At 72.4% G+C, this 13219-nt stretch carries 14 protein-coding genes; 6 read left to right on the plus strand and 8 right to left on the minus strand.

What is annotated here, in order from left to right:
- The first annotated feature begins 3 nt into the window (after positions 1–3).
- Positions 4–321 (plus strand): DUF2277 domain-containing protein, encoded by a 318-nt coding sequence (locus EDF34_RS01155; RefSeq protein WP_123369556.1) that lies wholly within the window; start codon positions 4–6, stop codon positions 319–321.
- Between the two features lie 3 nt (positions 322–324).
- Here the strand turns inward: EDF34_RS01155 and EDF34_RS01160 are convergent, their stop codons facing one another.
- Together EDF34_RS01160 and mqo are read right to left on the minus strand one after the other, a co-directional pair.
- On the minus strand, positions 325–600 hold the full coding sequence (locus EDF34_RS01160) for a hypothetical protein (protein WP_370450013.1): 276 nt from the start codon (positions 598–600) through the stop codon (positions 325–327).
- Between the two features lie 35 nt (positions 601–635).
- Positions 636–2129 carry a malate dehydrogenase (quinone) gene (gene mqo, locus EDF34_RS01165; protein ID WP_199737588.1) on the minus strand — a complete coding sequence of 498 codons (1494 nt, stop codon included), beginning with the start codon at positions 2127–2129 and terminating at the stop codon, positions 636–638.
- A gap of 174 nt (positions 2130–2303) precedes the next feature.
- On the opposite strand from mqo, the gene EDF34_RS01170 reads away from it, so the two are divergent.
- Complete coding sequence (locus EDF34_RS01170; protein WP_123369559.1) at positions 2304–2510, plus strand: hypothetical protein; 207 nt, start codon at positions 2304–2306, stop codon at positions 2508–2510.
- On the opposite strand, the gene EDF34_RS01175 is transcribed toward EDF34_RS01170, so the two are convergent.
- The 4 genes from EDF34_RS01175 to ligD (EDF34_RS01190) form a co-directional block, all read right to left on the minus strand.
- The gene (locus EDF34_RS01175; RefSeq protein ID WP_233575119.1) at positions 2511–3689 is read right to left on the minus strand and encodes an App1 family protein; all 1179 of its coding nucleotides are present in this window, start codon (positions 3687–3689) and stop codon (positions 2511–2513) included.
- Positions 3686–4252 (minus strand): Dps family protein, encoded by a 567-nt coding sequence (locus tag EDF34_RS01180; protein WP_123369560.1) that lies wholly within the window; start codon positions 4250–4252, stop codon positions 3686–3688. The genes EDF34_RS01175 and EDF34_RS01180 overlap by 4 nt, the downstream gene beginning before the upstream one ends.
- A gap of 104 nt (positions 4253–4356) precedes the next feature.
- A complete protein-coding gene (gene ligD, locus EDF34_RS01185; protein WP_123369561.1) occupies positions 4357–5241 on the minus strand; it encodes a non-homologous end-joining DNA ligase in 885 nt (294 codons plus the stop codon).
- Positions 5238–6164, minus strand: a complete 927-nt coding sequence (gene ligD / locus EDF34_RS01190) for a non-homologous end-joining DNA ligase (RefSeq protein WP_123370597.1) — start codon at positions 6162–6164, stop codon at positions 5238–5240. The genes ligD (EDF34_RS01185) and ligD (EDF34_RS01190) overlap by 4 nt, the downstream gene beginning before the upstream one ends.
- A gap of 61 nt (positions 6165–6225) precedes the next feature.
- Between ligD (EDF34_RS01190) and EDF34_RS01195 the strand changes: the two genes are divergently transcribed.
- The 3 genes from EDF34_RS01195 to EDF34_RS01205 all read left to right on the plus strand — a co-directional run bounded on the left by EDF34_RS01195 (position 6226) and on the right by EDF34_RS01205 (position 8556).
- Positions 6226–7119, plus strand: a complete 894-nt coding sequence (locus EDF34_RS01195) for a Ku protein (RefSeq protein WP_123369562.1) — start codon at positions 6226–6228, stop codon at positions 7117–7119.
- On the plus strand, positions 7116–8174 hold the full coding sequence (locus tag EDF34_RS01200; RefSeq protein ID WP_123369563.1) for a PHP domain-containing protein: 1059 nt from the start codon (positions 7116–7118) through the stop codon (positions 8172–8174). Before EDF34_RS01195 ends, EDF34_RS01200 begins: the two co-directional genes overlap by 4 nt.
- Before the next feature lie 100 nt (positions 8175–8274).
- The gene (locus EDF34_RS01205; RefSeq protein WP_118766558.1) at positions 8275–8556 is read left to right on the plus strand and encodes an HU family DNA-binding protein; all 282 of its coding nucleotides are present in this window, start codon (positions 8275–8277) and stop codon (positions 8554–8556) included.
- Between the two features lie 61 nt (positions 8557–8617).
- Here EDF34_RS01205 and EDF34_RS01210 read toward each other — a convergent pair whose 3' ends face one another.
- Complete coding sequence (locus EDF34_RS01210; RefSeq protein WP_233575120.1) at positions 8618–9112, minus strand: DUF6328 family protein; 495 nt, start codon at positions 9110–9112, stop codon at positions 8618–8620.
- Positions 9113–9184: 72 nt separating this feature from the next.
- Between EDF34_RS01210 and EDF34_RS01215 the strand changes: the two genes are divergently transcribed.
- A complete protein-coding gene (locus EDF34_RS01215) occupies positions 9185–10231 on the plus strand; it encodes a low specificity L-threonine aldolase (protein WP_123369564.1) in 1047 nt (348 codons plus the stop codon).
- Positions 10232–10330: 99 nt separating this feature from the next.
- Here EDF34_RS01215 and EDF34_RS01220 read toward each other — a convergent pair whose 3' ends face one another.
- Positions 10331–13180: a glycoside hydrolase family 6 protein gene (locus EDF34_RS01220; protein ID WP_370450034.1), complete on the minus strand. Its 2850-nt coding sequence runs from the start codon at positions 13178–13180 to the stop codon at positions 10331–10333.
- Positions 13181–13219 lie beyond the last annotated feature (39 nt).

Genomic DNA, 13219 nt, shown 5'->3' on the forward strand with positions numbered 1-13219 from the left:
CCCATGTGCCGGAACATCACCACGCTGCGCGGCCTGGAGCCGCACGCCACCGACGAGGAGATCACCGCCGCCGCGCGCCAGTACGTGCGCAAGGTGACGGGGGTCCAGACGCTCACCGACCGGACGCGGGAGCCCTTCGAGGCTGCCGTCGCCCAGATCGCGGAGATCACCGCGCGGCTGCTCGACGAGCTGCCCGAGCGGCGCCAGCCGCCGACGACCGAGCCGCCGCTGCGCCGGATCGCCCGGGCCCACGAGGAGCACGACCACGACCACCCTCACGAGCACGAGCACACGCACCCGCACGAGCACGTGCACGCCTAGGGGTCAGGCGAGGGGCCAGGCGACCAGCCGGGGGATCCCCTCGGGGGCCACCGCGGCGAGCGCGAGGAAGCGGGCCTCCGCACGGTGCAGGCGGATGTGCTCGTCGAGGGACCACGTCGGGCCGTTCGTCAGCTGCATCCCGCACGCGCACGCGATGCCGACGCGCCCGTCGGCCAGGGACTCCACGAGCCCGACCGTCGTGTGGTCGGTCGCCGCGCGCACCTTGGCGTGACGCATCTCGGCGCTGACGGCCTCGGCGGGGAGCAGTTCGTCGGTCACGACGCCATTGTCGGCCATCGCGGCGGCGCGGGCGGTCAGCGCTCGGTGCCGACCGTCTCGTCGACCAGCTGGTCGAGCTCGAACGACTCGTCCCAGGTGCCGCCGCCGAGGCTCGGCATCATCTGGCGCAGGCGCGGCTGCCAGGCGGCGGACCGCTCGGGGAAGCAGCGCTCGAGCAGGTCGAGCATCGTCGCGACGGCGGTCGACGCGCCGGGCGAGGCACCCAGCAGGCCGCTGATCGTGCCGTCGGCCGAGGTGACCAGCTCCGTGCCGAACTCGAGCACGCCGCCCTTTCCCTTGGCCTTCTTGATGACCTGGACGCGCTGACCTGCGGTGATGAGCTCCCAGTCACGCGGGTGCGCGGTCGGCATGAACGCCCGCAGGGTCCGCAGGCGTGCGGTGTCGGAGGCCGTCACCTCGCCGACGAGGTACTTCACGAGGCTCGTGTTCTTGGCACCGACCGCCAGCATGGGGACGATGTTGCCAGGGCGGATCGAGCGCAACAGGTCGGTCCACGAGCCGTGCTTGAGGAACTTCATGCTCCAGCCCGCGTACGGCCCGAAAAGGAGCGCCGTCTCGCCGTCGACCACGCGCGTGTCGAGGTGCGGCACGGACATGGGCGGGGCGCCGATGTCGGCCTTGCCGTACACCTTCGCCTGGTGCTGGGCGACGATCTCGGGGTTCGTGGTGCGCAGGAACTGACCGCTGATCGGGAACCCGCCGAAGCCCTTGGCCTCCGGGATGCCCGAACGCTGCAGCAGCCGCAGCGCGCCGCCGCCGGCGCCGATGAAGACGAAGCGCGCGGTGACGGTGCGGGCGCGCAGGTGCCCGTTCCACCGGCGGTCGCGGATCGTCACGCGCCAGGTGCCGTCGCGACGCTGCTTGAGCTTGGTGACCTCGCTCTCGAGGTGCAGGCGCGCGCCGCGCTCGACCGAGTCGGTGACCATCGAGGAGGCGAGCGCCCCGAAGTCGACGTCCGTGCCGGCGGCCGCGCGCGTCGCGGCGATCGCCTGGTCGGGGTCCCGGTCGGCGACGAGCAGCGGTGCCCACTGCGCGATCTGCTCGGGGTCGGTGCTGAACTCGAGGTCCGAGAAGAGCGGGTGCTGGCGCAGGGTCTCGAACCGGCGGCGCAGGTAGTCGACGTTCTCCTCGCCGCGCACGAACGTCATGTGCGGGGTGGTCGACAGGAAGCCGGTGCCGCCCGGGAGCCGGCCGTGCGTCCCCAGGTGGTGCCACAGCTCGCGCGAGATCTCGAACTGCTCGTTGATCGTGACGGCCTTGGTGATGTCGATCGAGCCGTCGGCACGCTCGGGCGTGTAGTTGAGCTCGCAGAGCGCCGCGTGGCCTGTGCCGGCGTTGTTCCACGCGTTCGAGCTCTCCTGCGCGAGGCCGTCGCGACGCTCGTGGATCTCGATCGACCAGGACGGCTCGAGCTCCGAGACGAGGGCGGCGAGCGTCGCACTCATGATGCCGCCTCCGACCAGGAGGACGTCCACGTCTGCTGTCACTGACTTCGCGCGCTCTACCACGCCTTCGATCGTATGTTGACGTCGAGAATCTCCATGGCGAGGAACGTGTGATCTTGATTACGTCGCCGGTGAGACGCCGTGGCGTGGCACGCAGCGCCGCTCCTGGGTACGGCGACGGGGACCAGCGGGTGGTCTGGGCGTGCAGCGGCGTGCTCCGCGCGGTAGAACCGGAGCATGAGCCGCGACCGCGACCTGACGTCCGACCCCTCCGCCGAGCACCTCGCCGACCCCGTGCAGACCGAGGCGGAGCTCGACGCGGCCGACGCGCGCTCGGGCGGCGACCCCGACCGCGCTCCGCGGTCGCTGCACGCCGTCGAGCTCGAGGCCGACGACGAGGCGATCGCGAGCAGCGACGAGTGGGACGACCCCGAGCGTCTCTAGTCAGCGCATCCGGAGCAGTCGTGCCCGGACCGCGCGCAGCAGCTCGAACCCGTCGCCGCCCTGGACCACCGCGATGCCGTCGCGCACCGCGGCGCGGCCCGCCGCCATCCCCTCGATCGTCGGCGCAGGCACGCCGTGCGCGAGGACGTGCTCGCCGTAGGTGAGCTGGCGGAGCAGGATCGCGCGGACGTGGTCCGGGAAGTGCTGGGCTGCGCCCGCGTAGATCTCGGGGTCGTGCTGGCCGTCGTCGCCGACGAGCACCCACTGGATGTGCGGGAGCTCGGTCATGAGCCGACGCAGCTGGGTCACCTTGTGGCGCGGCCCGGAGCGGAACCAGCCCGTGTTCGTCGGTCCCCAGTCGGTCAGCAGCATGGGGCCGGCGGGGAAGCCGTGGCGGCGCAGGAAGCGGCCGATCGCCGGTGCGGCGTTCCACGCCCCGGTCGAGAGGTAGACGACGGGGATCCGCGGGTCGTAGGCGAGCAGGTCGCGGTAGAGGGCCGCCATCCCGGGCACCGGCTCGCGCGCGCCCTCGTGCCTGACCAGCACGTTCCACGCCGCGACCAGCAAACGGGGCAGGCGGGTGATCATCACGGTGTCGTCGATGTCGCTCACCAGGCCGAACTTCACCTCGGGGTCGATCACGTGCACCGGTGCGACGACCGAGCGCCCGTCGGAGGTGACCAGCCGCACCTCGTGCCAGCCCGGGGCCAGCTCCGACTCCACGAGGACGTCGAGGTAACCGCCGCGGTCCGTGACGACGTGGTGCACCAGGTCGCCCACGTGGATCTCGACGGGGGCGCCCGCGACCTGGGCGGTGGCGAAGCTGCGCCAGCCGCGGACTGCTTGCGCGGTCTCCGCGCCGGCCTGTGCGCTGCCCCCGGCGCCCGGGAGGTCGGACGCCTGGACGGCCGGCGCCGCGAGGAGCGTGCGCGCCAGCACGCGGACCCAGCCGGGCGAGCCGTAGCCGGCGTAGGGCTCGATCCGCACGGTCCAGCCGCGCTCCTTCATGCGCGCCGCGATTCGGCGGTCGAACGCGTCCTCGAGGCGCGCGGCCACGTGCAGACGCGGCGCTGCACCGGGGTGGGACGAGCCCGGCCGGACGACGCCCGGCCGAGCCGCGCGCAGGACCGCCCGGCCACCGGGCTGACCCGGGGCCGGGCGGTCACTGGTCTGACTCACTTGGCGGCGCTGCCGGCCGCTCGGGCCGCACCCTTCTCCGTCTGGGCGTCGGCGGTGCTGAGCACGCCGCCGGCCGACTCGAGGTGCGCCCGCACGAACCAGTGGAACAGCTCGAGCTCGTGGAGGTGGCCGATGAGCAGGTCGTTCGTGACGTCGTCGAGCTCCTCGACGTCCGTGGCGGCCTTGCGGTGGTCGGTGACGACCCCGACGTAGACCTCGTCGAGCGCGCCGAGGTGCTCGATCGCGCCCGCGCGGCCGATCGAGTAGTCGTCCCAGGTGCGGGCGGCGACCATCGCGCCAGGGGTGCCCACGGGTGCGCCGCCGAGAGTCGCGATGCGCTCGGCGATCGCGTCGACCATGAGGCGCACCGCGTCGACCTGCGGGTCGATCATCTCGTGCACCGCGATGAAGTGGGGGCCCACGACGTTCCAGTGGATGTGCTTGAGCGTGAGCGCGAGGTCGTTGAGCGCGTCGAGCCGCGTCTGCAGGATCCGGGCGACCTCGGCGCCCTCCTCCTTGGTCAGCGACGGGACGGTGTACTTGGGGAGGTCCTTGCGCGCCATGGGGCTTGCTCCTTCGTGCGTTCGTGTGCCGGTCGATCTCGGGCTCCACGCTGCCTCACCCGCGCGTCCGCCGCCACGTGAACGGTGCGCTGTGCGCGAACTGCTCAGGCGCCCGCGAAAGGGTCGCCGCGCTCGGCGAACCGGGCGGCCACCTCCGTCGCGGTCAGGTGCACCATGCCGGGCTCGACCTCGTCCCACCACCGAGGTGCCGCGACCCACGGCCGGTCCCGCCCGCGCAGCGAGTACGGGGTGATCGTCGTCTTGGCCGGGTGGTTCTGCGACCAGTCGAGCAGCACCTTGCCGCCGCGGATCTCCTTGCGCATGACCGCGACGAGCAGCTTCGGGTGCGCCGCCGCGAGCTCGTAGGCGATGTCGTGCGCGTACTGACGCACGCCCATCACGCCCTCGGTGCCGGGCAGCTCGGCGTAGAGCTGCATGCCCTTGCTGCCGGAGGTCACGGGCACGATCGCCGTGAGCCCGTCCTCGCGCAGCCGGTCGGCGACCAGGTGGGCGACCCGCGCGCACTCGTCGAGGCCGGCCGGCGGACCCGGGTCGAGGTCGACGACGAGCCGGTCGGGCGGCCGGACCCCGCCGCGCGGACCGACGCGCCACTGCGGCGTGTGCAGCTCGAGCGCCCCCTGGTTGGCGGCCCAGACGAGCCCCGCGAGGTCGTCGATGAACGGCAGCTCCAGCTCGGCGCCCTCGTCGTCGGAGCCCGGCGCCGCCCGCAGGCGCTGGCGACGCAGCCACTCGGGCGCGCCGCGGGGGGTGTTCTTCTCGAAGAACTTCTCCGACGCCACGCCGCCGGGCCATCGGATCCGGGTCACTGGCCGCCCGGCGAGCTGCGGCAGGATCGCGTCCGCGACGCGCACCAGGTAGTCCATCACCTCGGCCTTGGTCGTCCCCGTCACCGGGTACATCACCTTGTCGAGGTGGCTGACGCGCACCGCTCGGCCACCGACGTCGACGACCTGGCGCTCGGGGCTCACGGGTTCTCCCACGGGTCGGGGTCCGCGTCGGTGCGCAGGCCGCGGATGACGGGCTGACGCAGCCGCCCGGTCGGGGTGCGGGTCAGGTAGCGGGTGTCGACGACGAGGACGGGCGTGCACCAGCGGGCGCCGCGCGCGTCCTCGGGCGGGACCTCGTCGTCGAAGGGGGAGTCGGGCTGCTCGGCGTGGGCGAGCAACGTGGTCAGCGTGCCGGCCAGGGAGCCCGTCAGGCCGCTGCCCGCGCGGCCGAGGTATCGCAGCGCTCCCGACGCGTCGGGCGCGCCGAGCAGCAGTGCGCCGAGCCGGCCGGTGCCGGTCGACTCGCCGCGCCACCCGCCGACCAGCGCTGCGCGCGTGCCGTGGTGCGCGGACTTCACCCAGTCCGGCGAACGGCGGCCTGCGCGGTAGGTCGACGAGCGCCGCTTCGCCACCACGCCCTCGAGGCCGTGCTCCGCGGTGACCTGCCAGAGGCCGGCGCCGTCGTCGTACGCGGGGGAGAGCTCGACGTGCTCGGGCAGCACGAGGGCCTCGAGCCCGGCCCGGCGGTCGTCGTACGGGCGCCGGGTGAGGTCGTCGCCCCCGGCGCGCAGCAGGTCGAACACCAGGTACGTGACAGGCGACCGTTCGGCGAGGGTCTGCGCGCGGCGGGCGTCGCGCACGTGCATGCGTTCGGCGAGGGCAGCGAAGGAGGGCCTGCCGTCGGACATCTGGACGATCTCGCCGTCGAGCAGGACGCCCGGGAGAGACGCCAGGCCGGCGAGCTCGGGGTACGCCGTCGTGATCTCCCGCTCGTTGCGGCTCCACAGCCGTGCGGCGCCCGACGTGGTGTCCGCGATGGCCCGGACGCCGTCCCACTTCACCTCGAACGACCAGTCCGCGCCCGCCGGCAACACGCCGGGCGAGGGGGCAGGGGTGGCGAGCATGGGCAGCACGGGTCCATCCTGCCCAGGAAGAGTGTCGGAGCACAGGACGAGAGGCACGGACATGCGAGCGATCTGGAAGGGCGCGGTGGCCTTCGGGCTGGTCAACGTGCCCGTGCGCCTCTACTCCGCGACGGGGGAGCACGAGGTCCGGCTGCACCAGGTGCACGAGGAGGACGGCGGCCGCATCCGGTACAAGAAGGTCTGCAGCATCGACGGCGAGCCGGTCGAGATGTCGGAGATCGCCAAGGGCTACGAGACGGCCGACGGCGAGCTCGTCGTGCTGACGGACGCCGACTTCGGCAACCTGCCGCTCGCGACCGAGCGCGAGATCGAGGTGATGGAGTTCGTGCCGGCCGACCAGGTCGACCCGATCATGCTCGGCAAGACCTACTACCTCGAGCCGGACAAGACCGCCGCGAAGCCGTACGCGCTCCTGCGCGGTGCGCTCGAGGCGGCCGACCGGGTGGCCGTCGTCAAGGTCGCGCTGCGCCAGCGCGAGTCGATGGCGGTGCTGCGCGTGCGTGACAAGGTGATCTGCCTGCAGACGCTCATGTGGCCCGACGAGGTCCGCGAGGCCGACTTCCCGATCCTGGACGGTGACGTCTCGGTGAAGCCGGCCGAGCTCGCGATGGCGAACTCGCTCATCGAGTCGCTCGCCGCCGACTTCGACCCGTCGCAGTACGAGGACCGGTACGCGGCCGCGCTCGAGGAGCTCATCGAGCAGAAGGTCTCCTCCGGGAAGACGCAGGCGCTGCCCGTGCCCGCGGGCGAGAAGGACGAGGGGGCGGGTGAGGTCGTCGACCTGCTGGCGGCCCTGCAGCGCAGCGTCGAGAAGGCGCGCACCGCGCGCGGCGAGGACGCCCCGGCCGAGCCCGCGAAGAAGGCCAAGAAGCCGAAGAAGTCCGGTGACGACGACGACACGCCGGCGCGCCGCACGCGGCGCAAGGCGTCGTGAGCGCTGACCTCGGAGGGCGGCGGGACGACGCCGTCGCCGCCCTGCGTCGCGTCGCGTTCCTGCTCGAGCGGTCGCAGGCCAGCCCGTACCGCAGCGAGGCGTTCCGCACCGCCGCGGGCGCGGTCGAGAAGGTCGCGCCCGACCGGCTCGACGCGCTCGTCGCCGGCTCGTCGCTGACGGACCTGCCCGGGGTGGGGGCACGCACGGCCGAGGTCGTCTCGCTCGCGTGGCGGGGCCGCGCCGTGCCCTACCTCGTCGGGCTCGAGGAGGAGCTCGCCGCGCTGCCGGAGCCGGACCCCGCGGCGGCGGAGCTCCGGGCCGCGCTGCGCGGCGACCTGCACTCCCACAGCGAGGCGTCCGACGGGTCGACCCCCATCCAGGAGATGGTCCTGGCAGCCCTGGAGCTGGGCCACGAGTACCTCGCGATCACCGACCACTCGCCGCGCCTGACGGTCGCCAACGGGCTGTCCGCGCCTCGGCTGCGTGCCCAGATCGCGCAGGTCAGCGCGCTGAACGAGGTCATCGACCCGTTCGTGGTGCTGACCGGGATCGAGTGCGACATCCTCGACGACGGCGCCCTCGACCAGGACCCGGACCTGCTCGACGAGCTCGACGTCGTGGTCGCGTCCGTGCACTCCAAGCTGCGGATGGACCGCGCAGCGATGACGCGTCGCATGGTCGCCGCGGTGAGCAACCCCCGCACCGACGTGCTCGGGCACTGCACCGGCCGTCGGCTGACCGGCAGGCAGCGCCCGCAGAGCGAGTTCGACCCGCAGGCGGTGTTCGACGCGTGCGCCGAGCACGGCGTCGCGGTCGAGATCAACTGCCGCCCCGACCGGCTCGACCCTCCGCACGACCTGCTGGAGATCGCCGTCGCCGCCGGGTGCGTCTTCAGCATCGACACCGACTCCCACGCGCCCGGCCAGCTCGACTGGCAGCTCACCGGTGCGACGCGAGCGGTGGCCCACGGCATCACCCCCGATCGCGTCGTCAACACGTGGCCCGTGGCGGACCTCCGGGCGTGGACGCGCGGAAAGACGCCTGACAGGCGTTAGGGTCGACGGCGGCGTAGGGGACATCGCGACCACCGCGACGTCCCGCAGCCCGGCCCGGCCCCTCGGGTCCGTATCCACAGTGAAACAAGGAGCATCTTTCGTGAGCGTGAACCGCACCGAGCTCGTCCAGGCCGTCGCCGCCAAGGCCGGTCTCACCAACGCCGAGACCGACAAGGCCCTCAAGGCCTTCCAGGAGGTCCTGGTCGAGCAGCTCGCCGCAGGCGAGGGCGTGACGATCCCCGGCTTCCTCGCCGTGGCCCGCGCCGACCGCGCCGCCCGCACGGGCATCAACCCCCAGACGGGCGAGAAGCTCGAGATCCCCGCGGGCTACCGCGTGAAGATCACGGCGGGCAGCGCGCTCAAGCGCGCCGCACAGGGCTGAGACCCGACGCACGCGACGCCGGCCCTCGATCCCCCGGGATCGGGGGCCGGCGTCCTTCGTCTCACCGCTCGGCCGCTGCGCGCGCCGACACGACGCGGGGCAGCACCCACCAGGCGGCGCCCAGGAGGACGAGCGACGCCACGCCCATCGCGACGCCCGCGGTGCGCGAGACCACGACGTCGAAGAGCAGCATCGCCGCCCCGGACAGGACCAGGGCGAGCACCAGGAGCCCGGCCCGCGCGAACGAGTCGCCGACCGAGACCAGCTCGGACTTCATGCCTCGGCGGAACAAGGCGCGGTGGATCGCGACGGGCGCCAGGATCAGGGCCGTCGTGACGACCGCGAGGACGACGAGCACCAGGTAGAGGTCGCGCTGGAACGCGTCGAGGTCCCCGAACCTCTGCTGGAACGGGATCGTGAGCAGGAACCCCATGAGGATCTGCGTGCCGGTCTGCGTGACCCGCAGCTCCTGCAGGAGCTCGTCCCAGTTGCGGTCGGCTCGCTGGTTGCGGGTCTCGCTCCGACCGTCGTGCGGGTCGGCGTCGGGCTGGATCACGTCGTCTCCTTCGTCGCGTGCTCGGATCATGCCGCAGGCGGTCGACGAGCGCACGGCTGCGAGACTGGTGCGGTGAACCGACTGCACGACGCCGACCGCCGCGACTTCGCCTCCGACAACTACGCGGGTGCCCATCCCGAGGTCCTCGCGGCCCTGGTCGAGGCCAACGGCGGCCACCAGGGCGCCTACGGCGCGGACGACTACACCGCGCGCCTGCAGGAGGTCGTCGCCGACCACTTCGGCGCCCAGGCGACCGCCTGGCCGGTGTTCAACGGCACGGGTGCGAACGTCCTGTCTCTGCAGTCCGTGCTGCCTCGCTGGGGAGCGGTCATCTGCGCGGACACCGCGCACATCCACACCGACGAGAACGCTGCACCCGAGCGGGTGGGCGGGCTCAAGCTGCTCACCGTCCCGACCCCGGACGGCAAGCTCACGCCCGAGCTGGTCGCGACGCAGGCGTGGGGGTTCGGCGACGAGCACCGAGCCCAGCCGGGTGCGGTGTCCATCACGCAGTCCACCGAGCTCGGCACGCTCTACTCGCCCGACGAGGTCCGCGCCCTGGCCGACCAGGCGCACGAGCTCGGCCTGCGGCTGCACGTCGACGGTGCCCGGATCGCCAACGCGGCCGCCGCGCTGGACCTGCCGCTGCGTGCGTTCACCACCGACGCGGGGGTGGACGTCCTGTCGCTCGGCGGCACCAAGAACGGGCTGCTCTACGGCGAGGCGGTGGTGGTGCTCGACCCCGCGGCCGACGGGGGCCTGGGCTACCTGCGCAAGATGGACATGCAGCTCACCTCCAAGATGCGCTTCGTGTCGGCGCAGCTCGTCGCGCTGTTCGAGTCGGACCTCTGGCTGCGGTCGGCTCGGCACGCGAACGCGATGGCCGCGCGCCTGCGCAGCGGCCTGGAGGGGCTGCCCGGCGTCGTCGTGACCCGGCCGACCCAGGCGAACGGCGTGTTCGTCGTCTTCCCGGCCGGCGTGGCCGAGGCGCTGCGTCGACGGTGGCGGTTCTACGACTGGGACGTCGCGACCGGCGAGGCCCGGCTCATGTGCTCGTTCGACACGACGCCGGGCGACGTCGACGAGCTGGTCGCGGCGGTCGCCGCGGAAATGGCCTGACGCGCGAGGGCCCAGCCCAGGCCCTCGCGCGTCAGGCGATCAGGGGATGACGAGCGGGGGCCCCCAGAGGTGGGAGCCCCCGCTCGTCGTGCTGCTAGATCACGCGACGGTGCAGGTCACACCGTTGACCGTGAACGCGGTGGGCGAGGTGTTCGTGCCCGAGTGCGATCCGTTGAAGCCGATGTCCGTCGAGGCTCCGGGTGCCAGCGTGGCGTTCCACGACAGGCCCGAACCCGTGACGGCCGACCCGGACTGCGACCAGTTGGCGCTCCAGCCCTGGGTGATCGTCTGGCCGTTGGCGAAGGCGAACCCGAGCGACCAGCCGTTGATGGGCGTCTGGCCGGTGTTCGTGACCTTGATGGAGGCCGTGAACCCGGTGTTCCAGCTGCTGGCCGTGTACTTCACGGAGCAGCTGCTCGTGACGCCCGCGGGCTTCGTCGTGGCCGCGGCCGCGGCGGACGCTGCGGACACGTTGCCCGCGCCGTCCTTGGCCTTGACCGTGAACGAGTACGCCGTGGCCGAGTTGAGGCCGGTGACCGTGTAGCTCGTGGTGGTCGTGGAGCCGACGAGCGTGGCGCCCTGGTAGACGTCGTAGCCGGTGACGGCGACGTTGTCGGTGGAGGCGGTCCAGGACAGCGGGACCGAGCTCGAGGTCGTCGTGCCGGCCGTCAGACCCGTCGGTGCCGAGGGCGCCGTCGTGTCGGGGACCGTGGTGGACTTCGTCGTGGCCGAGGCCGCGGCGGAGGCCGACGAGACGTTGCCGGCGGCGTCCTTGGCCTTGACGGTGAACGAGTACGCGGTGGCGGAGCTCAGACCCGTCACGGTGTAGCTTGTCGCCGTCGTGGAGCCGACCAGCGTGGAGCCCTGGTAGACGTCGTAGCCGGTGACGGCCACGTTGTCGGTGGAGGCGGTCCAGGACAGCGGGACCGTGCTCGTGGTGGTGGTGCCGGCGGTCAGACCCGTCGGTGCCGAGGGCGCCGTCGTGTCGGGGACGGTCACGGTCTTCGTCGTGGCCGAGGCGGCGGCGGAGGCCGACGAGACGTTGCCCGCCGCGTCCTTCGCCTTGACCGTGAACGAGTACGTGGTGCCGGCCGCGAGGCCCGTCACCGTGTAGCTCGTGCCGGTGGTCGAGGCGACCAGGGTCGCGCCGTTGTAGACGTCGTAGCCGGTCACGGCGACGTTGTCGGTGGAGGCGGTCCAGGACAGCGGGACCGTGCTCGTCGTGGTGGTGCCGGCGGTCAGACCCGTCGGTGCCGAGGGCGCCGTCGTGTCGGTCGTCGTCGCCGTCTTCGTGGTGGCGGAGACCGCGCTGGAGGCGGCGGACAGGTTGCCCGCGGCGTCCTTGGCCTTGACGGTGAACGAGTACGCGGTGGCGGGGCTCAGACCCGTCACGGTGTAGCTCGTGCTCGTCGAGGTCCCGACCAGCGTGGAGCCCTGGTAGACGTTGTAGCCGGTCACGGCCACGTTGTCGGTCGAGGCGGTCCAGGACAGCGGGACCGTCGTGGTCGTCGTCGTGCCCGCGGTGACGGCGGTCGGCGCGGTCGGCGCCGTGGTGTCAGCCGGGGGAGTGGTGCCGCCAGAGATGACCGGGTAGGCGTTGGCGACGAGCGTCTTGAACTGGTCCTCGAACCACTGGCCGGCGAGCGGCGCGTTGGGCGTGGCACCGGTCAGCTGGTTCGACAGCTTGGGCGAGACGAAGGTCGGGTCGCACATGCGGTCGAAGCGCTTGCCCTGGTCGTTCGGGATGTCGGTCGAGGCACCGTCGGACTCACCCGGGGGCTTGATCCAGACGAACGCGTCGAGGAACGAGGCGGAGTAGCCGGCAGGCGTGGCCTGCGGCAGCTCGCCGATGCCGGCACCGAGCGGGTTGCACCAGGCGCCGCGGTGGACGCGCTTGTCCACGCGGGACTCGTTGACGTAGGTGTTCGCGACCGTGCTCGTGGAGACGGCGGTCGGACGGGCCGAACCACCCCAGCCGTTGCGCGAGGTGTCGACGAGCATGCCGAGCGACGACGGGAAGCCCGCCGCGACCAGCAGCTTGTGCATGTGCGCGGTGAAGTCGATCTCGTCGAAGTCGAAGTTCCACTCGTAGAACGACGTCGAGCGGATCGGCGTGCCGCCGACCGAGATGGTCGAGTCCGGCAGGAACGGCTCGTTGAGCGGAGTCGTGTTGGCGACGTCGCTGACGAAGCCGTCGATCGAGGCGAACCCGGCGGTGGTGGACTTGGCCACGTCGGCGAACAGCGTCGCGGCGGGACCGGCGTTGCTGTCCCAGCCGAGCCAGCCCGAGTGGCCGATGTCGATGTACGTGTACACGTTGGAGATCGCGTGCAGCTTGTCGAGCGCGTACTTCACGCCGGCCTTGTAGTAGGGCGCGGCCTGCTGGCACAGGGGCTCGGAGATGTTGGTGACCAGGTTCGGCAGCGAGTCGGGCTCGATGGTCGCCGAGATGCGCAGGCCCGCGTACTTCGGGTCGCTGAGCAGCGCCGCGATGGCGTCGATGTACTCGGTCTTGTACCGGGCGAGGCCCGCGTCGGTGGCGGGGAGCTCACCGTTGGACGCCAGGGCGTAGCAGTCGCGGCCGGGCAGGTCGTAGATGACCAGGTTGACGACGATCGGGCCGGAGCCCTTCTGCGCCAGCGCGTTGTCCAGGTGGAACTTCAGGCCCGAGCCGTCGGCGTTGCCGGTGATCGCGCTGATCCGGTCCATCCAGACCGCGGTCGGCTGCTTGGCCACGGTGTGCATCTTCGCCGCGAGGTTCGCATCGACGCGCGTCGCTGCGCTCTCGACGGACGCGGCCCACGTGGGGTTCACGTACTGGGTGGCGCCGGCGTAGGGGTTGTCGACGTGGGGCTCTGCGGCGCTCGCGCTGCTGGTGAAGCAGAGGGGAACTGCGACCAGCGCCATTGCTGTCGCGGCGGTGGCTGCGGCGCGTGCGCGCCGACCCATCGCTCTCTTGCGTGTGGACACGTGTCCTCCGGGAGTCGA

The organism is Cellulomonas sp. PhB150 (assembly GCF_003755175.1).
Lineage (GTDB): Bacteria > Actinomycetota > Actinomycetes > Actinomycetales > Cellulomonadaceae > Cellulomonas.